Origin of the sequence: Mesorhizobium sp. M1006, assembly GCF_040318825.1 — a bacterium.
In the GTDB taxonomy this organism is placed as follows: domain Bacteria; phylum Pseudomonadota; class Alphaproteobacteria; order Rhizobiales; family Rhizobiaceae; genus Mesorhizobium.
On sequence record NZ_JAMYMZ010000001.1, the window covers coordinates 97,405 to 120,355 of the forward strand.

Sequence of the window (22,951 nt, forward strand, 5' to 3'; positions counted from 1 at the left end):
CCGCCTGAGCAATGGCGGCGCGAAGGCCGGACGGGTCATGCTGTACGAAAGGCATCGTGCCTATTTTTTGATCGCCTGTCCACAATCGCCCTCGTGACATGCACCGCCATCTTGATGCCCGCATCGCTCCGGCCTTAGAGCGACGTGCGTCCACTTGGACGCACAAAGTACGCTCTAAAACTTTGAATCTTCGCATCGTGCTTTCCGAAAATCGATCCCGATTTTCGGGCCGATGCGATAGGCTGCCGTGAACGGAGATTGCCATGTTCAAATTTCTCACGCCGAAGTCGATCAAGCCGCCCTTCGCCCGCTACAGCCATGGTGTCGAACTGCCGCCCGGCAAGCGGCTGGTGCTGTGTTCGGGCCAGGTCGCAATCACCCCGGACGACCAGATCCCCGAGGAGGCCGGCGCACAGGCCGAGCTCTGTTTCCGGAACATATCGGCGATTCTCGGCGAGGCCGGGCTCGGCCTGTCCGACATCGTCCGCATCAACACCTACGTCACCGACCGCGCCTTCCTGCGGCCCTATATGGAGGTTCGCGACCGGCTGTTCGCCAGCCCGGCGCCGGCCTCGACGCTGATGATCGTGTCCGGTTTTGCCCGGCCGGAATTCAAGGTCGAGATCGAGGTGATTGCGGCGGGATGATCGACAGCCGATCGTTCCCGCGTTAGGTCTGGGCTTGTCGGTTCAAGAGGCATGACATGACCACTGCAAAAAAACGCGTATGGTGGGGTGACTACCGGACCACCGAATACGCGACCGTCGATCCTGAGACGACCATTGCCGTTCTGCCGCTGGCAGCGATCGAACAACACGGGCCGCATCTGCCGGTTTCGACCGACACCTCGATCATGAACGGCATGCTGGAAACGGTGATCGCGCGCCTGCCCGGCGATCTCGACATCCGCATCCTGCCGGTCCAGGCGGTAGGCAAGTCGAACGAGCATTTGCATGCGCCGGGCACCCTCACCCTGCCGGCGACGACCTTGGTCGAGGCGTGGACCGAACTTGGCCTGTCGGTCGCGCGTTCCGGCGTCCGAAAACTGATTGTCGTGAACTCGCATGGCGGCAATGAGGAGATCATGGGCATCGTCACCCGCGAATTGCGCGTGCGGGCAAAGATGCTGGCGGTAAAGACCAGCTGGCAGCGTTTTGGCCGGCCGGCCGGCATGTACACCGAGCTCGAGGACCGCCACGGCATTCATGGCGGCGACGTCGAGACCTCGCTGATGCTGCACTTCCGGCCCGACCTCGTCGACATGGGGAAGGCCGACAATTTCGTGTCCAAGGTCGCCCGCGCCGAAAAGGAATTTGCGCTGCTGCGCCACACTGGAACACACGCCTTCGCCTGGATCGCCAGCGACCTCAACCCGAATGGCGTGGTCGGCGACGCCAGCATTGCAACCGCCGAAAAAGGCCGGCTCACCGCCGAGCATCAGGCCGACGGTTTCATCGGCCTGCTGAGGGACGTGGGCAAGGCAAAGCTGGCGGATTGGTTGGCGTAGGTGTTTGATCCCACCAGATCAGGCCTCGCTCACGAGGGGCGATTCCATTCGCGCGCGAGGATCCTCACTTCACGTCTTGAAGCGGCGACACCGTGTAGATTTCGTCCAGTATCTTCACCATCAAGGTGTTGGCGGTCGCCTGGCCGTCGAGCGCGAGAGTCAGGTTGGTCCATATGACCAGGGTGACATCATTGGCCGGATCGTAGCCCATGAAGGACTGGTAACCGGGCATCTCGCCTTCGTGATAGTAGATTTCGTTAGGCCCGAAAGTCAGCGTTAGGATGCCATAGCCATATTTTTGCATGGCGGGTTCGCCCGGCTCCGGCGCCTCAGGGCTTGCAAGCCACTGCCGCTGGAAGTCGGCATTGAAGAGCTTGCCCCCGACCAGCGCGCGCATCCAGGTCGCGAGGTCATCCGCGGTGGAGATGACTCCGCCAGCCGCAAAGTAGGCGGACGGGTTCTGCCATGTGTCGTCGTTGGGCTTGAGCGTTCCCGCCCTGGCCGCAGCCTGGAGGTCGTCCGGATAGGGCGCATCAGCCAGGGCGTACGAAGTACTGCCGTAGAGATAGCCGCTTGAGTATGGCTCGGGGATGGCGTTCGACGTGCTCGGCGGCAACGCGGTGTTCTTCATGCCGAGCGGCCCGAACAGGCGGTCCCGGAAGATGGTCGAGAGCGGCTTGCCGTCGATCTTCTCGGCAACAAGGCCGAGCAGATAGTAGTTGGTGTTGTTGTACTCGAATCCGGCACCCGGCGCGAAGTCCGGCGGCCGTTTGAACGCCATGCCGAGTACTTCATCGGCGGTCCATACCCTGTAAGGATACTTGTCCAGGCTTTCGGCAAGTTCCGGCGCATTGGTGAAGTTAGGGAGGCCGCTCCGCATTGTTATGAGCTGCCGAATGGTTATCTCGTCGCCGTTGGGAACGCGCTGGACGTATTTCGAGATCAGATCGGCGAAGCTCAGTTTCCCTTCCTGCACCAGTTGCACGATGACAGCGGCGGTCATCGTCTTGGTGTTCGAGGCCGCACGGAAGTGGGTATCGGCGCGCGGCGGGTTCGTGGCACCCAGTTCAGTCGTACCGTAGCCGAAGATGAGGTTGCCCCGCGGAGTCTTGAGCAAAACCATGGCACCGGGCAGCATAAGTTCCTTGGCCAAACCCTCGACAGTGGCTTGGAGCGCTGCCAGGTCGATCGACTTGAGAGCCGGCATGGACGCGGCCATGGCGCTGCCTGTCGCGCAGACCACGCCAACAACGATGGCCAAAATTCTCCCGATCATCATTCGCCCCTTGGCCGTGTGTTAGAACTCCTGCGCATTTTCCTGGATTTTTAGGCTCAGATTTTCAATTCGAACGGCGTGCCTTCGAAAGCATCCGCGCCGCGCCCGATCGCCTGGATCGCTTCGATCATCCGGCCCCTGCGATCGAGCAGTGTGTCGGCGATCGCGATCAGCCGCGGATTGGGCGTCGCCGTGGGCGACAGCCTGCGCAGAGTCTCGGCCAACTCGACCTCGTCGCGCTTCGGCGCCAAGGCTGCCGCGATGATATAGGCCGAGGCGGTCGAGCGGCTGATGCCGGCATAGCAATGCACCACCAGCGGCCGCGAGCGATCCCATTGGCGTGCGAAATCGAGCAGGTTCAAGACATGCTCCTCGCCCGGCATGGTCATGCCCTCCTGCGCCACCGCAATGTCATGCATGACCAGATGCAGATGGTTTTCCCTGGTGATCGAGGCCGGTCGCATCACCTCCGTTCCGGCAGCGAGCAGCGAAAGAAGCCGCCCGGCCCCGGTCTTCGTTACCGTTTCCTCGACTTTGGACAGCGAGCAGACGTGGATCATTGGGTAGTTTCTCCCTTGGCATCATCGTCGCGCCGCGAGGCCCAGCCGGCAAGTGCGGATTCGAGCCGCCGCCATTCTTCATCGGCTCCCGGCAGGCCGGCGCGCAGCACATCCGGACGATCGGCGAAATGCCGAAGCAGGATGCCGCGCTGGCCGAGCACCGAAAACAGGCCGGCGGCGCCCGCCAGCCTGATATAGCGGAACAACGCGGTGCCACCGGCGACAGGCACGCCGAAGCGGCCGAACAGCGTATCGAGCCGCGCGGCATCCTCGGCCAGACGGCGCCGCATCCCGGCCTGCCAGCCGGTATCGGCAAGCGCCCTTATGCCATATTCGAGCGCCGGCCCGGCAACCGCCCATGGCCCGAATTGCGCCTCCAGCCGCTCGACCGTCAGCGCATCGGCCAGTGCAAAGCCAAGCCGCAGGCCGGCCAGGCCGAAGAACTTGCCGAACGAACGCAGCACGACGATGCCGCCCTGGTCGACGTCGCCGGCCAGGCTTTCGCTGCGCGGGCCGACATCCATGAAGGCCTCGTCGACCACCAGCAGCCCACCTCTGGCGCGCAATATCCCGGCAAGTCGAAGCAATCTTTCGCGCTCGACGACGCGCCCGTCCGGGTTGTTGGGATTGACGACGACGGCAAGGTCGGCCGCCGCCAGGGCTTCGAAATCATGGACTTCAGCCGCCGCATGGCCGGCGATCGCCGCTGCCCGCCGATGCTCGGCATAAGTCGGCCCGAGCACCAGCGCCGTGCCCGGGCTGACCAGGGAAGCGACGCGCGGCAACAGGATCTGCGTGCCGGGCGCCGCTGCGACATTCGTCGCCGACGGGGCGCCATAGGCGCTTGCCGCGCGTTCAGCCAAGTCGCGGCTGCGCGCTGTTTCCGGCAATCGCGACAGGGCGGTGGCGGGCAAATCGAAAAGCGGGTAGGAGTGCGGATTGATCCCGGTCGAGAGGTCGACGAAAGGCAGCGGCGCGTGAGGGAAAAGCGCCCTCGCCCGGCCAAGGCTTCCGCCGTGGTCAACTGCCGCCGTCACTCCATCAAGAGACTTCATGCCGATCCTGATCACTTTCCTGTCGCTGGCCATCGAACTTGTACTCGGCTACCCGGCCCGGCTCTTCGATGCCATTGGCCATCCCGTCACCTGGTTCGGCAGGCTGATATCCTTTCTCGACCGCAGGCTCAACCGCGCCACTGATTCCGACGCCGACCGTCGCCGCTGGGGCGTCGTCGCGCTGCTGGTGATCGTGCTGGTGCCGGCCGCCCTCGCCCTCTGGCTCGAAACCTTGCTTTGGAGCATTCCCCTCGGCTGGTTGGTCACCGCAATCCTGGCGACGTCGCTGCTGTCGCAGAAGAGCCTGGCCGAGCATGTCGAAGCGGTCGCCGACGCACTCGACAGCGGCGGACTGGATATAGGCCGCATTGCCGTCTCGCGGATCGTCGGTCGCGACCCGGAAAAGCTCGACAGGGCCGCTGTCTGCCGCGCCGCGATCGAAAGCCTGGCCGAGAATTTCTCCGACGGTGTCGTCGCTCCGGCCTTCTGGCTCGGTATCGGCGGGCTCGCCGGCGGCGTCGCCTACAAGGCCGCCAACACCGCCGATTCGATGATCGGCCATCGCACCCCGCGCCACGAAGCCTTCGGCTGGGCGGCGGCGCGCTTCGACGATTGGATCAATCTGCCGGCGTCGCGGCTGACGGCGCTGCTGATCGTACTCGCCGCTTTTCTGGTCAAGGGCGCCAACGCCAAGGGCGCCTGGCACGCCGTGCGGCGCGATGCGAAAAAACACCGCTCGCCCAACGCCGGCTGGCCGGAAGCAGCGATGGCCGGCGCGCTCGGCCTGGCGCTCGCCGGCCGCCGTTCCTATGACGGCGTCATGGTCGAAGACGCATTGATGGGCGAAGGCGGCCGGCGCGATGATGTCGAGAGCACCGACATCCGACGGGCGCTGAAACTCTACCGCGTCGCCGACTTACTGCTGATCGCGCTGTTCGGCGTGGTCGCGGTGATCGTCATCGCCGCGTGAACGTCCGAATGGGTCGGCAAACCCGACCTACCAGGTAACACGGACTTCCTTTGCGCTCGGATCGGCTTCCACGCCAAACCTTTGATCGCGTACCCACCGGCAGCTACGGGAGAAGATTTCAATAAGGGTTCGACTACGACAAAAAGTCGTTCAGCGTTTGGCCCATACATGTAAAGGATGCATTCGCCTTCACCAAACAAGTCACCGTCAAACTCGCCGACCGATGCATCCTCGATAGCTTTCTCTAGCCGATCCTCGAGCGCATAAATGGATTCGCGTTCGTCAGCGGCACCAAACTGACCATCATTGAGAATAAGATAGACGATTACCGCCTGGTCCACGAACAATCTCCAGCTTCGCAAGCGACCAGAACTCTATCCCTGAGATCCGGCGGCACTGAAACTCTACCGGATCGCCGATTTTCTGCTGATCGCACTGTTTGGGGTAATCTCGACGGTCGTAATTCTGTTGTGATCTTCGCCCGATCTCAGGCGAAACAAAAACCGCCAAGCGACGGGTCGTTGGAGCCCAATTAGCACCATAGCCAAATTAGTAGCATAGCTGCCGGCACAAAGCAAGAACAAAATAAGGCTACGCCTCAAATAATCGCGTCAGGTCGGCGCCGCCCCTCACCCTTACCATTCCAGGGGCGAGCCGCTTCGTGCGGCTTTCCCTTCTCCCCTTGTGGGAGAAGGTGGCCGCGAAGCGGCCGGATGAGGGGTGTTCCAGCTTGGCACCAACAGCGCCCCGGCCAGCACCTCTCAACCGTCTTTGCGCTGCGCGCCAATCCACCTTCTCCCACAAGGGGAGAAGGAAGAAGAGGCGCCAGCAACACCCCTCAGAACTCGATCCCCTGCTGCGCCTTCACGCCGGCGGAGAAGTGGTGCTTGGTCACGCCCATCTCGGTGACCAGATCGGCCGCCTCGACCAATACCGGTTTGGCGTTGCGGCCGGTGACGACGACATGCAGGCCTTCGCGACGCGCCTTCAGCGCCGCGACCACCTTTTCGAGATCGAGGTAGTCGTAGCGCAGCGCGATGTTCAGCTCGTCGAGCACCACGAGGCTGATCGACGGCTCGGCCATCAGCTCCAGCGCTTTCGCCCAGGCAGCCTCGGCCGCCGCGATGTCGCGCTTCAGGTCCTGTGTCTCCCAGGTAAAGCCTTCGCCCATGGCGTGCCAGACGACACGGTCGCCGAAGGCGGCAAAGGCGTCTTTCTCGCCGGTGTGCCATTTGCCCTTGATGAACTGAACGACGCCGACGCGCTTGCCATAGCCGAGCATCCTGAGCGCCAGCCCAAAGGCGGCCGTGGTCTTGCCCTTGCCCGGTCCGGTGTTGACGATCAGCAGCCCCTTCTTGACCGTCTTGGCCGCGACCTCGGCGTCCTGCACCGCCTTGCGCTTGGCCATCTTGGCGCGGTGGCGTTCCTCGTCCTTGGGATCGATAGTATCAGCCATGTCATTTCACCTTGAGCGGCAGCCCCGCCACCATCAAAAGCACGGTGCCGGCAACAGCCGCGACGTCCTGGTTCAGCCGGCCGGCGGCGTCGCGAAACCGTCTTGCCAGCGCATTGTCCGGCACGATGCCCTGGCCGACCTCGTTGGACACCACGAACCACGGCCCACGCGGCCGCGACAGCACATCGGCCAGCCTCCGGCATTCGGCCTCGACATCATGGTCGGCCAGCATATGGTTGGTCAGCCACAGCGTCAGGCAATCGATCAGCACCGGCTGGCCGTCAGGCAGCGCTCCGATCGCGCCGGCAAGGTCGAGCGGCGCATCGATGGTCGTCCAGCCGGCGCCGCGGCGCGAGCGGTGCAGCGCGATGCGCTGGCGCATCTCGTCGTCATAGGCTTGCGCCGTGGCGATATAGCTCCAAGGCGGCGGGCCGACCGTCACCAGGCTCTCGGCATGCGCGCACTTGGCGGGGCGCGCACCGCCGATGACCAGGGTAAGTGCCCCGGCAGCGCGGTCAGGCAAAGCTGTCGCGCAGGCTGGTCGCCGTGCCCGTGAAGCGTCCGCGCACCACGCCGACGACCGCGCCGAGCACCAGCCAGAACACCAGGTTGGTCAGCGTCACCGCCACCACGAACTGGTGGTGCAGGCCTTCCGGGATCGCCGTCTCGAAGCTATCGGGCTGCGGCGCGCCGACAATATGCGGCGCCACGATCAACGCTACGGCAAGGATCGCCAGCGGCAACGATCTGCGGAAGGCGATAAGGCCGAGCCCGGCGGCGGTCGCCACCACTGTTGCCCACCACCAGATCTGGCGTTGGACAAGGTCGGCCGCCGGCATCGCCGGCAGTTCCGGCGGCAGGCCGAGGCCCGGCGCCAGCGTGAACACGGCAAAGCCGGCAAGCCCCCAGAACAGGCCCTGGCGCCAGTTGCCGATGCCGCCGGCGAATTCCGAAACCGCGATCAGGACCAGCGCAAAGCCGATGCCGGTGACGATATTGGCAACGACGCTGAAGCCGAAGCGCTCGAAACCGTCGGCCGGCGCCCAGCCTTCGTCTTCCGCCGGAGCCATTGCTTCAGCCGGTGCCGGCGCGGCGCTGCTCATAGCCGTCGTGCCCGCGGCGTTTTCGGCCGGTGCCGCAGGTGCCGCGGCATGGTCATGGCCGCCGCCGGCCTGTTCGTAGACTTCCGCCTTCAGGATGAGCGGCACCGTGGCATAGGCTTGCATGCAGGCGAGAGCCACGCCGGCCACAAGCCCTGCGATCGCCGCGATGAACACGACGTTGCGAAACAGTGTCATGATGTCAGCCCCTTGTCAGTGGCAGGGAAAGCCCATCGAATGGCGATAGTCGTGCGCGGCATTGTGGACCGCATCGATATGCGAGAAGCCGACAAAGCCCATGACGAAAATGCCGAGGAATGCAGCAAGCGCCAGCTGCATGAGACGCGACTGCGAGGAGGCGGAAGCGCCGAGCGAAACGGAAGCGGTATTCATGTCTTGTCCTTTCGCCCTCCACCCGAGGGCATAGAAGTCAGTTTCCTGTCGCCGGCAGGTCTCCTGGCTCGCGGATCAGCGCCCTTCCCCACCTTCCCGAAGGCGAACCTTCAGTGGCATATGGAGAGGACTACCGCACACAGTTGCGGGGGCAGCCACGGCATTGGGCAAACAATTTCGCCCGCACCGCATTCCCTCTTGGTTCCAAACGGAACCGACGACATCAGCGACTATAGGCAGAATCGCCGCGCCCGGCAAACCAAATTCCGCCGGATCGTGTGGCGAATGCGCCGCCTCGCCAAGTTCGCAGACCGGCGCCGCGATTGACAATTTTCGCAGCCGGGTGTCGGCTGGCGGATGGGGAGGAAGCCGGCATGCAACCCAGCCCGAACAAGCGATTCCCTACAACGGCCTGACGCGGCCCGAGCCGACGCTGCCGTCAAACAGCCTATTGGGACATCGCAGCCTATCAGCGCGATCTCGAGGCCATCTGGTATCGCAACTGGCTGCTCGTCTGCCGCGACGCGAAGCGCTCGCCGATCCGGCCGCCGATATCGACAACATCGTCGCGTTCGGTACCCAGGTGCTGGAGGAGGATGCTGATATCTGCGAGGTCAACCAGATGGGCCTGCGCTCGATGCGCCACAAGGCCGGCGTGCTGATGCCCGAGGAATACGACTTGCACCGCTTCCACAACTGGGTGCGCGAGCGCCATGCGGCGCTCGCACATCAAAGCGATTTGGGCAGATAACGCCAGGTGACGAAGCCGCAGGCCACCGCCAGCAGCCCGAGCGTCGCGAAAACCGCGCCCAGGCCGAAGAACGCCAGCACGCCGGCCAAAGGCTTTCCGGCTGTGGCCTAAAGCAGCCCTGATGCCGACCGGCGCCAACACGACGCAAGGTCCTGCTTCTTTTGACGGTGGCAACCGTGATAGTCGTCTTGCCGGGGCTGAATCAAGACAGCGAGACCATGAGCATCGACACGCCGACCGCAGCCGTTCAGGATCAACCGAAGTCGAAGCGCATCGCCGTTATCGACATTGCACGCGGCATCGCTTTGCTTGCCATGGCGAGCTATCATTTCACCTGGGACGTCGAATTCTTCGGCTACACCGATCCCGGCCTCACCGCCTTCGGCTGGTGGAAAATCTACGCGCGCTGCATCGCCTCGAGCTTCCTGTTCCTGGTCGGCATCAGCCTCTATCTCGCCCATGGCAAAAAAATCCGCTGGACCGGCTTCTGGAAGCGCTTCGCCATGGTTGCCGGGGCAGCGCTCGCAATATCGCTGGTCACCCGCATCGCCACGCCCGACGGCTTCATCTTCTTCGGCATATTGCATGAGATCGCGCTCGCCAGCCTGCTCGGCCTGGCGTTCCTGCGCCTGCCGGCGCTGCTGACGCTGCTTGTCGCCGTATTCGTCGTCGCTGCGCCTTTCTACCTGCGATCCGAAACGTTCGATCATCCGGCTTTGTGGTGGGTCGGCCTGTCGGCGACCAACCCGCGCTCCAACGACTACGTGCCGCTGCTGCCCTGGTTCGGCGCCGTACTTGCCGGCATCGCGGTTACCAAGCTCGCCGCCACCTCCGGCGCGCTGACGCGGCTGTCGGCATTGGCGCCCGGCCGCTGGGCAAATCCGCTGGTCTTCATCGGCCGGCACAGCCTTGCTTTCTATCTGATCCATCAGCCGGTGCTGATCGGCTCGGTCTGGCTGTTTTCGCAATTCATGCCGGCGCAGGCCGAAACCAGGGAGGTGCGTTTTCTGAAATCCTGCCAGATATCCTGCGAGCAGGCACGCGACACCGAGTTCTGCTCCAGCTATTGTGCCTGCATGCTGGACACTCTCCAGGGCGAAGCCTCGCTTGACCGGCTCTACAGCGACGACCAGTCCCCAGAGTGGAAGGCGCATATTGGCGAGCTCGCCGGCACCTGCACCGCCCAAACCGAGGCGGCGGAACCGGGAACGCGCTAATCGAGGGAGGACAATAATGAGCGACAGTCACCCGAAACCCATGCAGCAAAATCCTGGGCAGCCGAAGCTGGGGCACATCCCATGGCCGCCGCTGATCTATATCGCTGCCATCATCGTCAGCGTCGCGCTAGGGCTGTTCTATCCGCTGCCGTGGATCGGCGATCTTCTCGGCGACATCCTGTTCGCCGCCGGCCTTGTGGGGTTGGTGGCGGTTGCCGCGCTCTGGTTCACGGCAATCCGCACCATGATCCGCGCCAAGACGACGCTCAACCCGAACGGCGTGCCTGACCATCTGGTGACCACCGGACCCTTCGCCGTCAGCCGCAACCCGATCTACCTCGCCAACACGCTGCTGCTGGTCAGCCTCGCCTTTGTCACTGGGATCGCCTGGTTCCTGCCGCTGGCAGTCATCGCGGCGTTCCTGACGCAGAAGCTGACGATCGAGAGCGAGGAGAAGGTGCTGACGGCCAAATTCGGCAAGAAATACCGGGACTACGCCAAAAGGGTGCGGCGCTGGATTTGAGCCGAGGCTGACACCGGCTTAGGTGGTGACGCCGAGCTCCACCAGCCGCTCGACGCAGGATTCCTCGGCCTGGTCGAGCTCTGCCAGGGTCTCTTCGAGGTCGCGGCGTTTCTGGCGAAGATCCTCGCGCTTTTCCTCGATGCGCTTGATCATCAGTTTGAGCTGGCCTACCTCGCCGGGCGGCTCCCTGTACATCTGGATGATCTCGCGGATCTCGTTGATCGAGAAGCCGAGTCTTTTTCCCCGCATGATCTGGCGGATGAGATGCCGGTCCGACGGACGGAACAGCCGCGTGCGGCCGCGTCTTACCGGCTGCACCAGCCCTTCGTCCTCATAGAAGCGCAACGTCCGCGTCGACACGTCGAATTCGCGGGTCAGCTCCGTGATCGAATAATATTCCCGCATCGTCACTCCAATGCCCCGGCCACGCCGCGAGTTCCAACTGGCCGGCGCCGAGGCGCGTACCAGAATCGGCGGGCAAGGCACCTTTCAAAGCCTCGCATGGCATTTACGTAAAAGTCAATTGAGGTGACGTTCAGCGCACGCCGAACCACCATGTGGCGAGCCCGAGAAAGGCAAAGAAACCGACGACATCGGTGACCGTGGTGACGAAAACCGCCGAAGCCACAGCCGGATCGATCTTGAAGCGGTCGAGCAGCAGCGGGATAAGGATGCCCGCCAGAGCCGCCACGAACATATTGATGATCATCGCAGCCGCAATGATGCCGCCGAGATTGCGATCGTGGAACCAGGCAGCAGCGACGAGGCCGATCAGGATGGCAAAGATGATGCCGTTGATGAAGCCCACCCCGATTTCGCGGCGGATGATGCGGCCGGCATTGTAGATGTCGAGGTCCCTGGTCGCCAGCGCCCGCACCGTGACCGTCATGGTCTGCGAGCCGGCATTGCCGCCCATGCCGGCGACGATCGGCATCAGCACCGCCAGCGCCACGATATGCTCGATGGTGCGGTCGAACAGGCCGATCACCGAGGCCGCCAGGAAAGCCGTCAAAAGATTGACCAGCAGCCAGGGTACGCGCGAGCGCGAGGTCGAAAAGATGCTGTCCGAGAGTTCTTCGTCGCCGACGCCGCCCATGCGCAGCAGATCTTCCTCGGCCTCCTGCTGGATGACGTCGACGACGTCGTCGATGGTCAGCACGCCGACCAGCCGCTCGTTCTCGTCGACGACGGCGGCGGACAGAAGATCGTATTGTTCGAATTCGCGTGCCGCCTCCTCCTGGTCCATGGTGGCCGGGATGGCATGCCTGGTCTCATGCATGACCTCTTCGACCTTGACCGAGCGCTTGGTACGCAGGATCTGGTCGAGGTCGATGGCGCCGAGCAGCTTAAAGCTCGGATCGATGACGAAGATCTGGCTGAAACGGTCGGGAAGATTGTTGTCCTCGCGCATGTAGTCGATGGTCTGGCCGATCGTCCAGAACGGCGGCACCGCGACGAACTCCGTTTGCATGCGGCGGCCGGCGGTCTCTTCGGGATAGTCAAGCGAACGCCGCAGCCTGATCCGCTCGGTGAACGGCAGCCGCGACAGGATCTCGTCCTGGTCCTCCTGGTCGAGATCCTCGAGAATGTAAACGGCGTCGTCGGAATCGAGCTCCTGCACCGCCTGGGCGATCTGCGCATTGGGCAGACTGTCGACGATGTCGCGGCGGATCGCCTCGTCAACCTCGGTCAGCGCGGAAAAATCGAAATCCTTGCCCAGCAATTCGACCAGCGCGCGTCGCTGTTCCGGGTGCAGGGCCTCGAGCAGGTGGCCGAGTTCCGACTGGTGCAGATCGTCGACTTCGCGCTTCAGCGTCAGCGTATCGCGATCGGCGATCGCGGCACCGATCTGGGCGAGGAACGACGACAGGATGACGCCGTCCTCGTCATAGATGTCGGCGCGGCGCTCCTCGGCCGCCCTGGCGCCGGTCATCTGTTCGTCCTGGCCTTCCACCAGCGCCTCCCGCCATCGGATTTCCGGATAAGGTGCCTGTCAGGTCTAGACCATGATCCTGACAATCGGAATCGATTTTGCGAAAGGACCATGCACAACGACAAATTGCTACAGCGCCGTTCGCGCGTCCAAACGACGCGGCGCATACCGGATGGTAGGAGGAGAGGACGTTCTACAAACCTGCGGCGCTGCAAACCTTTGCGCCGGCAGGTAAAGGGCAGCGTATCTCCCCCGCCCCGGTCAACCAGATGGGCAGATCGACACTGATTCAAAAACGGCGAGGCCGACGGTGCGACGGCCTCGCTGGATATTGGACTTAACGGCTTCCCGATCAGGCGGCGTGGCCCTTGGCCTCAGCCGCATAGCGGTCCAGGAGACCGCTCCAGCCACCCTCCGATTCGAAGGCCTCGCGCATCGCCTCTGCGGTTTCGCCCATGTTCTCCAGAAGCCTGTGCTCGAGTTCCACGCGCGTCGCGTTCTCGCCGAGCGCGACAAAGCGGATCTCGACTTCGGTCAGCAATGCCGGATTGTAGCGCCAGCCGGCTCCAATGCGCCAGGCGAGCGTCAGCCTCGATGGCGGATCCCAGGCGAGAACCTCGCCCCAATCGCATTGTGACCCATCCTCGCCGATCTCGTACCAGCGGCCGCCGGCTTTCGGTTCGATCACCGCGGTCGTCAGGGCGGATTTGCCGATCGAGTGCGAAGCCGGCCACCAGCGCCCGAATCCTGTGGTGAACACATCGAATGCCTTGTCGAGCGGCACCTCCACCGTCACCGACTTCCTGACCGGCGCGGGCTTGATCATGGTCGTCATTTCCTGTTCTCCTTGCTGTTGTCGACTTCCCGTTTGAAGGCGTCGAGCGCATCGCCCCACATGCGGTCAAGCCAGGCGCGCATCTCGCCGAGCCCATGCGGGTCGAGATGATAGATGTTGCTGGCACCTTTCGGCTCTGCGCGGACCAGCCGGGCTTCCTTCAAGACCTTGAGGTGCTGCGATACCGCCGGCTGCGAGACCGGAAGCACTCGCGTCAGATCGATGACCGAGCGTGGCCGATCGGCGATGAGCTCGAACACCTTTCGGCGCGTCGGATCGGACAAGGCCACCATTCCTGCATAATCATAAATCATGACTTATGATAAGCTAAAACTTATGATATGTCAACTGAGGGAGCGGTGGACCGTGTTCAAGCAACCGGCCGGCTCGGCCCCGAGGCTCCGGGGCAATTCCTTGACTCGGGGGCATGGACAGCGATGCGGATGCAAGACTGCTCAGGGAATCGATCCACCGCATGCGGGCCGGCCGGCAAATGTCGACCACCGGTGAAAAGTAAACCTGGCGGCAAGGTTTTTACCTTACCGGTGTATGTGTCTCTCCGGCGAAACGTTAAGAACAGGTAAATTGGTTTGGCCCTAACCACGGAAGCCTCTCGCTACAGGCCCTCCGCCATATGGCAATTGCGCCTCTCCTTGTTCATGGCGACATACGTTTTAGGCGCATCTGCACTATATCCAGAAGTATTCTATACGTCAGCCTTAATCTATTCTCACAAATTTCTTGTTGGCATTCCGGTGTTGTTTATCGGTGGCGTCTGCTGTGCCGCGCTAGTCCATGGCCGGCGGCAACCGGTTCGCTACGCACTGGATTTGGTTCAAGGGCGCTGGCGCGGTTGCCTGCTGGTGCTGCTGTTCTTCTTTGCCAGCTTGACCGCGTTCTCTACCTACAAGATCGCCATCCCGTCCGTCGTCCCTTACTATGCCGACAACTGGTTGGCCGACGCTGATGAATGGCTGCACGGGATGCCGCCATGGGAGATCGTCCATAAGCTCGACAGCAACAATTGGTCGTTCGTCGTCTTCAACAGTTATGAAGTCATTTGGTTTTACCAGTGGTTCGGCGCCATCCTTTTCGTGTCGCTCTGGTCGGACGAGATTGCCCGCATCCGCTATCTCTGCGCAGCAGCGCTGACGTTGTCCGTCCTCGGAACGGTCTTGGCCCTGGCGCTGGCATCGGTCGGACCGGTTTACTACCACCACTTTGTCGGCGTGGATCGCTTCCACGGATTGAATGCGGCCCTGGACAGGCTGGACCATAGTTACATGGTGCGGGAACCCGCGGCATATCTCCTGATGGCTTACCAAAGCGGCCGGCCAAGTCTTGGCGGCGGCATCTCGGCCATGCCAAGCATGCATGTCGCCTTTGCCGCATTGAACGCCTATTTGCTGTCATCGATCAATCGCTGGCTTGGCGTTCTGGGTTGGACCTTTGCAGCCCTGATCCTGTACGGATCGGTGTTCACTGGCTGGCACTATGCCGTGGACGGCTACGCATCGATCGTTGTTGTGTCGGTGATCTGGTGGGCGACCGGACGCCTGGTGCGCGAATAGTTATGTGCGCTTGTCGATAGATGGCCATGCCCGCCGATGGCCACTTCGCATAAGCCAAACTGGCGACCGCAATCAGGCAAAAAGCACGTGCCCCGACAACTCCCTGCCGTGCTCGAATTCAACGGGCAAGAGAATCCGCTTTCGAATTTAATGGTGCGGTCGAGATGCCGCGTTGATTTTAAAGCATTTTTCTACGATTCCATGGCGATTTGTATTGAGGGTGGTTCGACAGCGGCAAAGCATGTAGTTCCAGCCAGCCACCATCGGCAGGCAGCTGGCAGCCTTGCCATCGCATCCTCCTCTGACGAACACCTAGTACGGTCAAGCCTTAGGTGCCGCGCCGCGCCGCTCGAGCGCGGTCTTGCGGATGGTTTCTGCGATCTCCGGGCTGCTGCTGCACAGCATCTGGAAATCCGCCGAGTGTAGCGACAGGAGTGAGACCACCGTTGTGGCGCTGACGGTCGCCGAGCGCGGTTCGCCGGTGATCAGCGCCATCTCGCCGAAGAAGGCGCCAGGGCCCAGATCCACCGGGTTCGGCGTCGCGACGCTGACGCGCCCCTCCACGACGAAGAACATCTGGTCACCGGTCTCGCCATTGCGGCAGATCACAGCGCCCGCCGGCACGATGCGAGGTCGCAATGCGCGCACGATCTCGACTAGCGTGGCCGGGCCGAGCTTCTGAAACAACGGCACGGCGGCGACCAATTGCCAATTGCGGACGAAATCCTCGCGACGGACTTCTTGATAAAAGCCGGTGGCAAGAATGCCAGCCCAGAGCGCGAAGATGCCGATGCCACTCATCATGACCGCCCCGGCAAGGACGCGGCCGGCGAAGCTTTCCGGAATAGCGTCGCCATAGCCGGTGGTGGACAGCGTGACCACCGCCCACCACATTGCCTGGGGGATGCTGCCGAACTGTTGCGGTTGGACGTCGCGCTCGATGACATAGGCTGCGAGCGCAAAACCGAAAAGAACGATGCCGAAGACCGTGGCGACGCCGATCAGGTTGCGCGCTTCGTTGGTCAGGATTCTGCCCAGCAGCGGGAAGAACGTTGAATCGCGCAGCGGTTTCAGCAGCCAGACAGCACAGTAGAGGCTCCGGTCAGGCGTGCCGACGAGCAGAAATGCGGCGAGTGGAACCAAAACCGCGAGCACATCAATGGCGATTGCCGGCGTCCTGTCCCGAACGTCTCCCGCCCGGCGCTTGAGCAGTTTCTCCGCCAATTCCAGGAGATAGACACCCCAAATGACCGCGAGCACGGCAGCCAAAGCCAGTCTGCTTCGTCCGGGCATGTCCGGTATCGTGAGCGTAGCCACCGCCACAAGCCCAGTCGCAGCCAGCACCGCGTTGAGCAGCGCGTAAATTCTTAAGAAAGGCAGTACCGACATTCTATGCCCACGAGCGGATACTACCCGCCAGAATAGGATGCCTTCAAGGCAAGCGCAAAGGTGCTTATTTTCGCTGCGATCGTCGCTGGACCATAGGCCATGAACCATCCGATCAGCGTCGAGATCGAGCTGGCCCTCGAACCACACCCAGCGCCGGCTCGTTCTCGGTTGGACCTTTACAGGCCTGATCCTGTACGGATCGGTGTACACTGGCTGCCACTATGCCGTGGACGGCTACGTACCGATCGTTGTTGTATTTGTGATCCGGTGGGCAATCGGACGCTTGGTGCGCGAATAATCATGTGCGCCTATCAATAGATGGCCCGATGGCCTCTTCGCATGGGCAAAACTCGCGATCGTAATCAGGCAAAGGGCACGTGCCCCGACAAGGACGCTCCCCGCCGTGCTCGAATTCAACGTGTAAGAGATTCCGCTTTCGAATTTGATGGTGCGGTCGAGAAGACTCGAACTTCCACGGGTTGCCCCACAGCGACCTCAACGCTGCGCGTCTACCAATTCCGCCACGACCGCACGTGGTAGGAGCCGGAACCAACCGGCCCGCGGCGTGTAGCAAATCGTTTCCGGTGAAACAAGTGCGCGGCCAGCAATAATCGGCCGGACATCGGCATAACTGTTCAAGGGCCGAACGTGCCGGAACTGGACGTTTGTACCGATTGCCGCCATATGAGTGGCGAGACGAGATATCATGACAGAACGCAGCCAGATCGCCACGTCGTTCCTGCCCTTGCCCGGCTCGGCGCCGGTCGAATGGCGCATCGAGCCGGGGCTCACCGCCTATCCCGATGCGCTCGCCGTGATGGAGGCGCGCGCCGAGGCAATCCGCAGCGGCGCCGCCGGTGAGATGGTCTGGCTGGTCGAGCACCCGCCGCTCTACACCGCCGGCACCAGCGCCCGCATCGAGGACCTGATCGAGCCGGACCGTTTCCCGGTCTTTGCCGCCGGGCGTGGCGGCGAATACACCTATCATGGGCCGGGCCAGCGCGTCGCCTACGTCATGCTCGACCTGAAGCGGCGGCGCCAGGATGTCCGCGCCTTCGTCGCCGCACTCGAACAATGGATCATCGGCTCGCTGGCCGCCTTCAACGTACGCGGCGAACGCCGCGAGGACCGCGTCGGCGTCTGGGTGGTTCGGCCGGACCGCCCCGCTTTGCCCGACGGCTCGGCGGCCGAGGACAAGATCGCCGCCATCGGCATCAGGCTGAGGCGCTGGGTGAGCTTTCACGGCATCGCCATCAATATCGAGCCGGACCTTAGCCATTTCAGCGGCATCGTGCCGTGCGGCGTCCAGGATCACGGCGTCACCAGCCTTGTCGACCTCGGCCTTCCCGTGACCATGGCCGACCTCGACCTGGCGCTGAAATCCGCTTTCGAGGACGTGTTCGGGCCCGCCGCGGTGTCGCCTGTCGAAGTGTCCCGCAAGGCCGGCTGAAACACTCGCTCAATGCTGCGCCACTATGCGAAGGCGGCCCTCGCTCATCAGCATCAAGCCCGCCCTTGAGCTCAATTCTCACATCGCGCCGATCCAGATTGCCATGGAAATGAGGAACGTGCTCATGCACACCAGCGAGACGACATCCTGAACAAGATCGGTCATAACTCTCTCCTGTTGTTAGTATGTTCGTATTTTGTTCTAATTTTGTTCGAATGTCAACGATCGCAGTCCGGACGTCACCGGAATTTGCGCCCGGTCAATTCGACAGGGTTAAGAAAGGGTTGAGAGGGAAATGCCGAGCGTTTCGCGGCCGACAGGCGCGCGAAAGGCGGCGGGACGGCGCACGGCAGCTCGCAGGCCGTCATCGCCTCAATTGCAGCGCACCCTAAAGCGGCACGACCTTGCCGTCGGCGAGCGTCACGCGGCGGTCCATGCGCGAGGCGAGCTCGTGATTGTGGGTGGCGATGAGCGCCGCCAGGCCCGATTGCCGGACCAGCGCTGCCAGCGCCTCGAACACATAGGAAGCGGTCACCGGGTCGAGATTGCCGGTCGGCTCGTCGGCCAAAAGCACCAGCGGCGCATTGGCGACGGCACGCGCAATGGCGACGCGCTGCTGCTCGCCGCCGGAGAGCTCGGAAGGACGATGCTGCGCGCGCTTGCCGATCTGCATATAGTCGAGCAATTGCGCCGCCCGCTCGGCCGCCTCCTTGCGCGGCAGCCCTTTTATCAGCTGCGGCATCATGATGTTTTCCAGCGCAGAAAACTCAGGCAACAAATGATGGAACTGGTAGACGAAGCCGACATCGTTGCGGCGGATCGCCGTGCGTTCGTCGTCGGAAAGCCGGCCGCAGGCGCGCCCCGCCAGGATCACGTCGCCGGCGTCCGGTCGCTCCAGCAGCCCGGCAGTGTGGAGCAGCGTCGACTTGCCGGTGCCCGACGGCGCCACAAGCGCCACCATCTCGCCACGCTTCAGCGAAAAATCGGCGCCGTTCAGGATGGTCAGCTTGCGCGGCCCCTGTACATAGTGGCGTTCGACGCTCTTCAGCTCGATAATGGCCTCGGCCATCATTCGTACCTCAGCGCTTCGACCGGATCGAGCCTGGCAGCGCGCCATGCCGGAAACAGTGTCGCCAGGAATGACAGCGCCAAAGCCATGAGAACGACCGAGATCGTCTCGCTGGCATCCATGCGGGCCGGCAGCTGGCTCAGGAAATAAAGCTCGGGATTGAACAGCCGCTCGTTGGCCAGCCAGGAGAAGAACTGGCGGATGCGCTCGACGTTGAGGCAGATCACGATGCCGAGCAGCACGCCGGCGATAGTGCCGACAACGCCGATCGCAGCCCCGGTCATCAGGAAGATGCGCAGGATCGCGCCGCGCGTGGCGCCCATGGTGCGCAGGATGGCGATGTCGTGGCCCTTGTCCTTCACCAGCATGATCAGGCCCGAAATGATGTTGAGCGCCGCCACCAGCACGATCAGCGTCAGGATCATGAACATGACGTTGCGCTCGACCTGCAGCGCGTCGAAGAACGTCTTGTTACGCTCCCGCCAATCGACAAGGCTGATCGGCCGCTGCGCCGCCTCTTCGACCTTCGGCTTCAGCGCGTCGATATTGTCGGGATTGTCGGCGTAGATCTCGATCGTCTGCGCCCTTCCGTCCATGTTGAAGTAAAGCTGCGCTTCGGAAAACGGCATGTAGACGATGGAACTGTCATATTCCGACATGCCGACCTCGAAGATCGCGGTTATCGGATAGCCTTTCATACGCGGCGTCGTGCCGAGCGGCGTGATGTCGCCCTCGGGCGAGATCAGCGTGATGGTATCGCCGAGCACAAGGCCGAGATTTTCGGCCATGCGGCTGCCGATGGCGACGCCTTCGCCGGTGTCGAAGCCGACGATCGAGCCCTCCTTGATGTTGTTGGCGACGATGGTGATCTTGCCGAGATCCTCGCCGCGTATGCCGCGCACCAGCGCGCCGGTGCCGCCGCCGACATTGCCTTGCGCCAGCACCTGCCCGTCGATCAGCGGGATGGCGTATTTGACGCCGGGCACGCCGTTGATGCGGCCAGCGACCTGGGCATAGTCCTCCAGCGGCATGTCGAGCGGCTGCACGATCAGGTGCCCGTTGACGCCTAGGATGCGCGTCAGCAGTTCGGCGCGAAAGCCGTTCATGACTGCCATGACGACGATCAGCGTGGCGACGCCCAGCATGATGCCGAGGAAGGAGATCGAGGCGATCACCGAGATCACCGTCTCCTTGCGACGCGAGCGCAGATAGCGCCACGCCACCAAGCGTTCGAAGCCGGAAAAAGGCCCGGCGCCCGGTGGTCTTGCTGCCGCCGCTTCGTTCATGCGGCGGCACCGAAACGCTTTTTCACGTCGCCGATCGGCAGCGTCTCGCGCTCGCCGGTCCTGCGGTTCTTGATCTCGACCTCGCCGGCGGCGACACCACGCGGCCCGACGATCACCTGCCACGGGAGCCCGATCAGGTCGGCGGTGGCGAACTTGCCGCCCGGCCGCTGGTCGGTGTCGTCGTAGAGCACCTCCTTGCCGGCGGCGGCAAAGGCGGCATTCAGCTCGCCGCAGACGCGGTCGCATTCGGCATCGCCAGCCTTCATGTTGATCAGGCCGACATCGAACGGTGCCACCGCCTCCGGCCAGATGATGCCGTTATCGTCATGGCTGGCCTCGATGATCGCCGCGACCAGCCTGGACGGGCCGATTCCGTAGGAACCGCCAGAAACGAAATGATCCTTGCCGTCCGGCCCGGTCACCTTGGCGCCCATCGGCTTGGAATATTTGTCGCCGAAATGGAAGATATGCCCAACCTCGATGCCGCGCGCCGAGACCCGGTCGCTCGCGGGCACCTTCTCCCACGCCGCCTCGTCATGCATCTCGTCGGTGGCGGCATAGGGCGTCGTCCACGTCGTGACGATGCCGCCGATCTCGGCGTCGTTCGAAAAATCAGTGTCTGCGCCGGGCACTGCCAGCGAAAGATAATCGCGATGGCAGAACACCTGGCTCTCGCCGGTGTCGGCCAGGATGATGAACTCATGGCTGAGGTCGCCGCCGATCGGCCCGGTGTCGGCGCGCATCGGGATGGCCTGCAGCCCCATGCGCGTAAACGTCCTGAGATAGGAAACGAACATGCGGTTATAGGCGGCCTTGGCGCCTTCATAATCGAGGTCGAAGGAATAGGCGTCCTTCATCAGGAACTCGCGCGAACGCATGACGCCGAAGCGCGGGCGCACCTCGTCGCGAAACTTCCACTGGATGTGATAGAGGTTGAGCGGCAGGTCCTTGTAGGACTTGACATAGGAGCGGAAGATCTCGGTGACCATCTCCTCGTTGGTCGGCCCGTAGAGCATATCGCGGTCTTGCCGGTCCTTGATGCGCAGCATCTCCTTGCCGTAGTCTTCATAGCGGCCGCTTTCGCGCCACAGCTCGGCCGATTGGATGGTCGGCATCAGGATTTCGAGTGCGCCGGCGCGATTCTGCTCCTCGCGAATGATCCGGCAGACCTTGTCCAGCACCCGCTTGCCGAGCGGCAGCCAGGAAAAGCTGCCCTGCCCCTGCTGGCGGATCATGCCGGCGCGCAGCATCAGCCGATGCGAGACGATCTCGGCCTCGCGCGGATTTTCTTTGAGGATGGGCAGGAAATAGCGCGACAAACGCATGAACTGGTCCGTGAGAGAGGATGGCGGCGCCGGAATCGGCGCAGCGCAGGCTTGCTTGCCCCGGCTTCATAGCCATTTCATGGCGGAATGGAAACCCGGCCCAGGCGCTGCACAGGCGCCGCAATTGCCGCACGCGGCTTGCTGGGCGTTTCGCAAGCAACGCCTGCCGTACTATTGTGCACTGCAGCACGAGATTGCCTGTTTCTGGGCAAAATTCTTCGTGACATTTTCACCCGCCTTAGGCTAGTGTGCCCCCATAACCGAGAGGGTAGAGAAAAATCTGCCCTCCTACGCGGTCAAAGTCTTGGGAGGATGCGATCTAGGCGCGGTAACTCGCTGCCGCCGGACACCGGAAACAGATCGGACGCGTTTAAATTGCAAGGCCTCGCGCCTTGCATTTTTTTTGTGCAATCATCTGGTTAGCACGACGGATTACCAAACTACATGACGTTGCGTCAGCCCAAACCCGCCCCGGCCTTTACTTTGGGTTGATCTTGCTGGCTCAGCTTGATTTCAGAGCCTCGGCTAGGCTGGGATAGTCGGACACGATCGGTAGCCGGCTAATGCGCTGGGCTCTGGTTAAAATCCGGCACGATGTGCGGGATGTCGTCGATACCGAGGCCAAGCCCTCTCGTGATGCCGTAGAAGATACCCATGAGGACCAGCGTGGCGATCGTCGTGCGCAGCGCGGCGCGCAGCATGTGCGGTCCGCGCGGTGCGCTCGGAACCGTGCCAAGCGTCACGTCCCGATCCTCGTCCTGCGTCCGCATGCTGAACGGCAGGACGGCGAACAACACCACCCACCACGTGGCGAAGAACAGGGCGATAAACGAAACCCAACTCATGCTTGCTCCAGTTCGACCAGCGTGCCGAAGAAATCCTTGGGGTGCAGAAACAATACCGGCTTGCCATGTGCGCCGATCTTCGGATTGCCGTCGCCGAGCACGCACGCGCCGCTGGCCTTGAGACGGTCGCGCGCCGCAACAATGTCATCCACCTCATAGCAGACATGGTGCATGCCGCCGGACGGATTCTTCGCGAGGAATGCGGCGATCGGCGAGGCTTCGCCGAGCGGCTCGAGCAACTCGATCCTGGTGTTGCCGACATCGACGAACACCACCGTAACGCCATGCTCCGGCAGCGCCTGCGGCGCGGTCACGCGCGCGCCAAGCGTATCGCGATAGACCGCCGCAGCCGCGGCCAGATCCGGCACCGCAAGCGCGACATGGTTGAGGCGTCCGAGCATAGAGTGCTCCCGGTTAGGGGAGTAGGGGAATAGGGGAGT

26 protein-coding genes, 1 tRNA gene and 1 riboswitch are annotated in these 22,951 nt (G+C 62.8%); of the genes, 8 read left to right on the forward strand and 19 right to left on the reverse strand.

Features of this window, described 5'->3' with window-relative positions:
* Positions 1-263 precede the first annotated feature (263 nt).
* A complete protein-coding gene (locus NKH60_RS00455; protein ID WP_352617542.1) occupies positions 264-647 on the forward strand; it encodes a RidA family protein in 384 nt (127 codons plus the stop codon).
* 56 nt (positions 648-703) lie between these two features.
* A complete protein-coding gene (locus NKH60_RS00460) occupies positions 704-1,507 on the forward strand; it encodes a creatininase family protein (RefSeq protein WP_352747869.1) in 804 nt (267 codons plus the stop codon).
* A 64-nt stretch (positions 1,508-1,571) separates the two neighbouring features.
* Here the strand turns inward: NKH60_RS00460 and NKH60_RS00465 are convergent, their stop codons facing one another.
* From NKH60_RS00465 to cobD, 3 genes are all read right to left on the reverse strand, one after another.
* Entirely contained in the window at positions 1,572-2,726 is a 1,155-nt protein-coding gene (locus tag NKH60_RS00465) for a serine hydrolase domain-containing protein (protein WP_352870840.1), read from the reverse strand.
* Between the two features lie 113 nt (positions 2,727-2,839).
* A complete protein-coding gene (locus NKH60_RS00470; RefSeq protein WP_352539638.1) occupies positions 2,840-3,343 on the reverse strand; it encodes a tyrosine phosphatase family protein in 504 nt (167 codons plus the stop codon).
* The gene (gene cobD, locus NKH60_RS00475; protein WP_352539637.1) at positions 3,340-4,398 is read right to left on the reverse strand and encodes a threonine-phosphate decarboxylase CobD; all 1,059 of its coding nucleotides are present in this window, start codon (positions 4,396-4,398) and stop codon (positions 3,340-3,342) included. Before cobD ends, NKH60_RS00470 begins: the two co-directional genes overlap by 4 nt.
* Here cobD and cbiB point away from each other — a divergent pair.
* A complete protein-coding gene (gene cbiB, locus NKH60_RS00480) occupies positions 4,397-5,368 on the forward strand; it encodes an adenosylcobinamide-phosphate synthase CbiB (RefSeq protein WP_352539636.1) in 972 nt (323 codons plus the stop codon). The two genes, cobD and cbiB, sit on opposite strands and share 2 nt — an antisense overlap.
* On the opposite strand, the gene NKH60_RS00485 is transcribed toward cbiB, so the two are convergent.
* The 5 genes from NKH60_RS00485 to NKH60_RS00505 all read right to left on the reverse strand — a co-directional run bounded on the left by NKH60_RS00485 (position 5,299) and on the right by NKH60_RS00505 (position 8,317).
* Positions 5,299-5,709 (reverse strand): hypothetical protein, encoded by a 411-nt coding sequence (locus tag NKH60_RS00485; protein ID WP_352831088.1) that lies wholly within the window; start codon positions 5,707-5,709, stop codon positions 5,299-5,301. The two genes, cbiB and NKH60_RS00485, sit on opposite strands and share 70 nt — an antisense overlap.
* A gap of 497 nt (positions 5,710-6,206) precedes the next feature.
* A complete protein-coding gene (cobO, locus tag NKH60_RS00490) occupies positions 6,207-6,824 on the reverse strand; it encodes a cob(I)yrinic acid a,c-diamide adenosyltransferase (protein WP_352539635.1) in 618 nt (205 codons plus the stop codon).
* 1 nt (position 6,825) lies between these two features.
* Complete coding sequence (cobU, locus tag NKH60_RS00495; RefSeq protein WP_352870843.1) at positions 6,826-7,347, reverse strand: bifunctional adenosylcobinamide kinase/adenosylcobinamide-phosphate guanylyltransferase; 522 nt, start codon at positions 7,345-7,347, stop codon at positions 6,826-6,828.
* Positions 7,340-8,122 carry a CbtA family protein gene (locus NKH60_RS00500; RefSeq protein ID WP_352539633.1) on the reverse strand — a complete coding sequence of 261 codons (783 nt, stop codon included), beginning with the start codon at positions 8,120-8,122 and terminating at the stop codon, positions 7,340-7,342. The genes cobU and NKH60_RS00500 overlap by 8 nt, the downstream gene beginning before the upstream one ends.
* 15 nt (positions 8,123-8,137) lie before the next feature.
* Positions 8,138-8,317: a CbtB domain-containing protein gene (locus NKH60_RS00505; RefSeq protein WP_023676561.1), complete on the reverse strand. Its 180-nt coding sequence runs from the start codon at positions 8,315-8,317 to the stop codon at positions 8,138-8,140.
* A gap of 36 nt (positions 8,318-8,353) precedes the next feature.
* Positions 8,354-8,551: riboswitch (cobalamin riboswitch) on the reverse strand.
* A 109-nt stretch (positions 8,552-8,660) separates the two neighbouring features.
* Here NKH60_RS00505 and NKH60_RS00510 point away from each other — a divergent pair.
* The 3 genes from NKH60_RS00510 to NKH60_RS00520 all read left to right on the forward strand — a co-directional run bounded on the left by NKH60_RS00510 (position 8,661) and on the right by NKH60_RS00520 (position 10,808).
* The gene (locus tag NKH60_RS00510) at positions 8,661-9,068 is read left to right on the forward strand and encodes an SRPBCC family protein (RefSeq protein ID WP_352539632.1); all 408 of its coding nucleotides are present in this window, start codon (positions 8,661-8,663) and stop codon (positions 9,066-9,068) included.
* A 218-nt stretch (positions 9,069-9,286) separates the two neighbouring features.
* Positions 9,287-10,285 carry a heparan-alpha-glucosaminide N-acetyltransferase gene (locus tag NKH60_RS00515; RefSeq protein WP_352539631.1) on the forward strand — a complete coding sequence of 333 codons (999 nt, stop codon included), beginning with the start codon at positions 9,287-9,289 and terminating at the stop codon, positions 10,283-10,285.
* 16 nt (positions 10,286-10,301) lie between these two features.
* Positions 10,302-10,808, forward strand: a complete 507-nt coding sequence (locus tag NKH60_RS00520) for a methyltransferase family protein (RefSeq protein ID WP_352470249.1) — start codon at positions 10,302-10,304, stop codon at positions 10,806-10,808.
* An 18-nt stretch (positions 10,809-10,826) separates the two neighbouring features.
* Here the strand turns inward: NKH60_RS00520 and NKH60_RS00525 are convergent, their stop codons facing one another.
* The 4 genes from NKH60_RS00525 to NKH60_RS00540 form a co-directional block, all read right to left on the reverse strand.
* Positions 10,827-11,213, reverse strand: coding sequence for a MerR family transcriptional regulator (locus tag NKH60_RS00525; protein WP_023676566.1), 387 nt, complete (start codon positions 11,211-11,213; stop codon positions 10,827-10,829).
* Positions 11,214-11,343: 130 nt separating this feature from the next.
* Positions 11,344-12,741, reverse strand: a complete 1,398-nt coding sequence (gene mgtE, locus NKH60_RS00530) for a magnesium transporter (protein ID WP_502894836.1) — start codon at positions 12,739-12,741, stop codon at positions 11,344-11,346.
* A 352-nt stretch (positions 12,742-13,093) separates the two neighbouring features.
* Positions 13,094-13,576: an SRPBCC family protein gene (locus tag NKH60_RS00535; RefSeq protein ID WP_352831091.1), complete on the reverse strand. Its 483-nt coding sequence runs from the start codon at positions 13,574-13,576 to the stop codon at positions 13,094-13,096.
* Entirely contained in the window at positions 13,573-13,890 is a 318-nt protein-coding gene (locus tag NKH60_RS00540) for an ArsR/SmtB family transcription factor (protein ID WP_352831093.1), read from the reverse strand. Before NKH60_RS00540 ends, NKH60_RS00535 begins: the two co-directional genes overlap by 4 nt.
* A gap of 345 nt (positions 13,891-14,235) precedes the next feature.
* Between NKH60_RS00540 and NKH60_RS00545 the strand changes: the two genes are divergently transcribed.
* Complete coding sequence (locus NKH60_RS00545; RefSeq protein ID WP_352870937.1) at positions 14,236-15,147, forward strand: phosphatase PAP2 family protein; 912 nt, start codon at positions 14,236-14,238, stop codon at positions 15,145-15,147.
* Positions 15,148-15,468: 321 nt separating this feature from the next.
* Here the strand turns inward: NKH60_RS00545 and NKH60_RS00550 are convergent, their stop codons facing one another.
* Both NKH60_RS00550 and NKH60_RS00555 read right to left on the reverse strand, forming a co-directional pair.
* Complete coding sequence (locus NKH60_RS00550; RefSeq protein WP_352831094.1) at positions 15,469-16,536, reverse strand: cyclic nucleotide-gated potassium channel; 1,068 nt, start codon at positions 16,534-16,536, stop codon at positions 15,469-15,471.
* A 446-nt stretch (positions 16,537-16,982) separates the two neighbouring features.
* Positions 16,983-17,067, reverse strand: a tRNA-Leu gene (locus NKH60_RS00555).
* Between the two features lie 175 nt (positions 17,068-17,242).
* Here NKH60_RS00555 and lipB point away from each other — a divergent pair.
* On the forward strand, positions 17,243-17,986 hold the full coding sequence (lipB, locus tag NKH60_RS00560) for a lipoyl(octanoyl) transferase LipB (protein WP_352870848.1): 744 nt from the start codon (positions 17,243-17,245) through the stop codon (positions 17,984-17,986).
* A 388-nt stretch (positions 17,987-18,374) separates the two neighbouring features.
* Here the strand turns inward: lipB and NKH60_RS00565 are convergent, their stop codons facing one another.
* The 5 genes from NKH60_RS00565 to mce all read right to left on the reverse strand — a co-directional run bounded on the left by NKH60_RS00565 (position 18,375) and on the right by mce (position 22,912).
* Positions 18,375-19,058: an ABC transporter ATP-binding protein gene (locus NKH60_RS00565; RefSeq protein WP_254818120.1), complete on the reverse strand. Its 684-nt coding sequence runs from the start codon at positions 19,056-19,058 to the stop codon at positions 18,375-18,377.
* Positions 19,055-20,341, reverse strand: a complete 1,287-nt coding sequence (locus NKH60_RS00570) for a lipoprotein-releasing ABC transporter permease subunit (RefSeq protein WP_352539627.1) — start codon at positions 20,339-20,341, stop codon at positions 19,055-19,057. Before NKH60_RS00570 ends, NKH60_RS00565 begins: the two co-directional genes overlap by 4 nt.
* Positions 20,338-21,666 carry a proline--tRNA ligase gene (gene proS, locus NKH60_RS00575; protein WP_352539626.1) on the reverse strand — a complete coding sequence of 443 codons (1,329 nt, stop codon included), beginning with the start codon at positions 21,664-21,666 and terminating at the stop codon, positions 20,338-20,340. The genes NKH60_RS00570 and proS overlap by 4 nt, the downstream gene beginning before the upstream one ends.
* Positions 21,667-22,226: 560 nt before the next feature.
* Positions 22,227-22,511: a DUF1467 family protein gene (locus NKH60_RS00580; RefSeq protein ID WP_352470241.1), complete on the reverse strand. Its 285-nt coding sequence runs from the start codon at positions 22,509-22,511 to the stop codon at positions 22,227-22,229.
* Entirely contained in the window at positions 22,508-22,912 is a 405-nt protein-coding gene (gene mce, locus NKH60_RS00585; RefSeq protein ID WP_352539625.1) for a methylmalonyl-CoA epimerase, read from the reverse strand. The genes NKH60_RS00580 and mce overlap by 4 nt, the downstream gene beginning before the upstream one ends.
* Positions 22,913-22,951: the final 39 nt, after the last annotated feature.

What these genes read in the sequence shown, in the direction of transcription:
- NKH60_RS00455 (WP_352617542.1), top strand. Translation starts at nt 264, where the DNA reads ATGTTCAAATTTCTCACGCCGAAGTCGATCAAGCCGCCCTTCGCCCGC.
- NKH60_RS00460 (WP_352747869.1), top strand. Translation starts at nt 704, where the DNA reads ATGACCACTGCAAAAAAACGCGTATGGTGGGGTGACTACCGGACCACC.
- NKH60_RS00465 (WP_352870840.1), bottom strand. Translation starts at nt 2,726, where the DNA reads ATGGCCGCGTCCATGCCGGCTCTCAAGTCGATCGACCTGGCAGCGCTC.
- NKH60_RS00470 (WP_352539638.1), bottom strand. Translation starts at nt 3,343, where the DNA reads ATGATCCACGTCTGCTCGCTGTCCAAAGTCGAGGAAACGGTAACGAAG.
- cbiB (WP_352539636.1), top strand. Translation starts at nt 4,397, where the DNA reads ATGCCGATCCTGATCACTTTCCTGTCGCTGGCCATCGAACTTGTACTC.
- cobD (WP_352539637.1), bottom strand. Translation starts at nt 4,398, where the DNA reads ATGAAGTCTCTTGATGGAGTGACGGCGGCAGTTGACCACGGCGGAAGC.
- cobO (WP_352539635.1), bottom strand. Translation starts at nt 6,824, where the DNA reads ATGGCTGATACTATCGATCCCAAGGACGAGGAACGCCACCGCGCCAAG.
- NKH60_RS00500 (WP_352539633.1), bottom strand. Translation starts at nt 8,122, where the DNA reads ATGACACTGTTTCGCAACGTCGTGTTCATCGCGGCGATCGCAGGGCTT.
- NKH60_RS00505 (WP_023676561.1), bottom strand. Translation starts at nt 8,317, where the DNA reads ATGAATACCGCTTCCGTTTCGCTCGGCGCTTCCGCCTCCTCGCAGTCG.
- NKH60_RS00515 (WP_352539631.1), top strand. Translation starts at nt 9,287, where the DNA reads ATGAGCATCGACACGCCGACCGCAGCCGTTCAGGATCAACCGAAGTCG.
- NKH60_RS00520 (WP_352470249.1), top strand. Translation starts at nt 10,302, where the DNA reads ATGAGCGACAGTCACCCGAAACCCATGCAGCAAAATCCTGGGCAGCCG.
- NKH60_RS00525 (WP_023676566.1), bottom strand. Translation starts at nt 11,213, where the DNA reads ATGCGGGAATATTATTCGATCACGGAGCTGACCCGCGAATTCGACGTG.
- mgtE (WP_502894836.1), bottom strand. Translation starts at nt 12,741, where the DNA reads ATGACCGGCGCCAGGGCGGCCGAGGAGCGCCGCGCCGACATCTATGAC.
- NKH60_RS00535 (WP_352831091.1), bottom strand. Translation starts at nt 13,576, where the DNA reads ATGACGACCATGATCAAGCCCGCGCCGGTCAGGAAGTCGGTGACGGTG.
- NKH60_RS00540 (WP_352831093.1), bottom strand. Translation starts at nt 13,890, where the DNA reads ATGATTTATGATTATGCAGGAATGGTGGCCTTGTCCGATCCGACGCGC.
- NKH60_RS00545 (WP_352870937.1), top strand. Translation starts at nt 14,236, where the DNA reads ATGGCGACATACGTTTTAGGCGCATCTGCACTATATCCAGAAGTATTC.
- NKH60_RS00550 (WP_352831094.1), bottom strand. Translation starts at nt 16,536, where the DNA reads ATGTCGGTACTGCCTTTCTTAAGAATTTACGCGCTGCTCAACGCGGTG.
- lipB (WP_352870848.1), top strand. Translation starts at nt 17,243, where the DNA reads ATGACAGAACGCAGCCAGATCGCCACGTCGTTCCTGCCCTTGCCCGGC.
- NKH60_RS00565 (WP_254818120.1), bottom strand. Translation starts at nt 19,058, where the DNA reads ATGATGGCCGAGGCCATTATCGAGCTGAAGAGCGTCGAACGCCACTAT.
- NKH60_RS00570 (WP_352539627.1), bottom strand. Translation starts at nt 20,341, where the DNA reads ATGAACGAAGCGGCGGCAGCAAGACCACCGGGCGCCGGGCCTTTTTCC.
- proS (WP_352539626.1), bottom strand. Translation starts at nt 21,666, where the DNA reads ATGCGTTTGTCGCGCTATTTCCTGCCCATCCTCAAAGAAAATCCGCGC.
- NKH60_RS00580 (WP_352470241.1), bottom strand. Translation starts at nt 22,511, where the DNA reads ATGAGTTGGGTTTCGTTTATCGCCCTGTTCTTCGCCACGTGGTGGGTG.
- mce (WP_352539625.1), bottom strand. Translation starts at nt 22,912, where the DNA reads ATGCTCGGACGCCTCAACCATGTCGCGCTTGCGGTGCCGGATCTGGCC.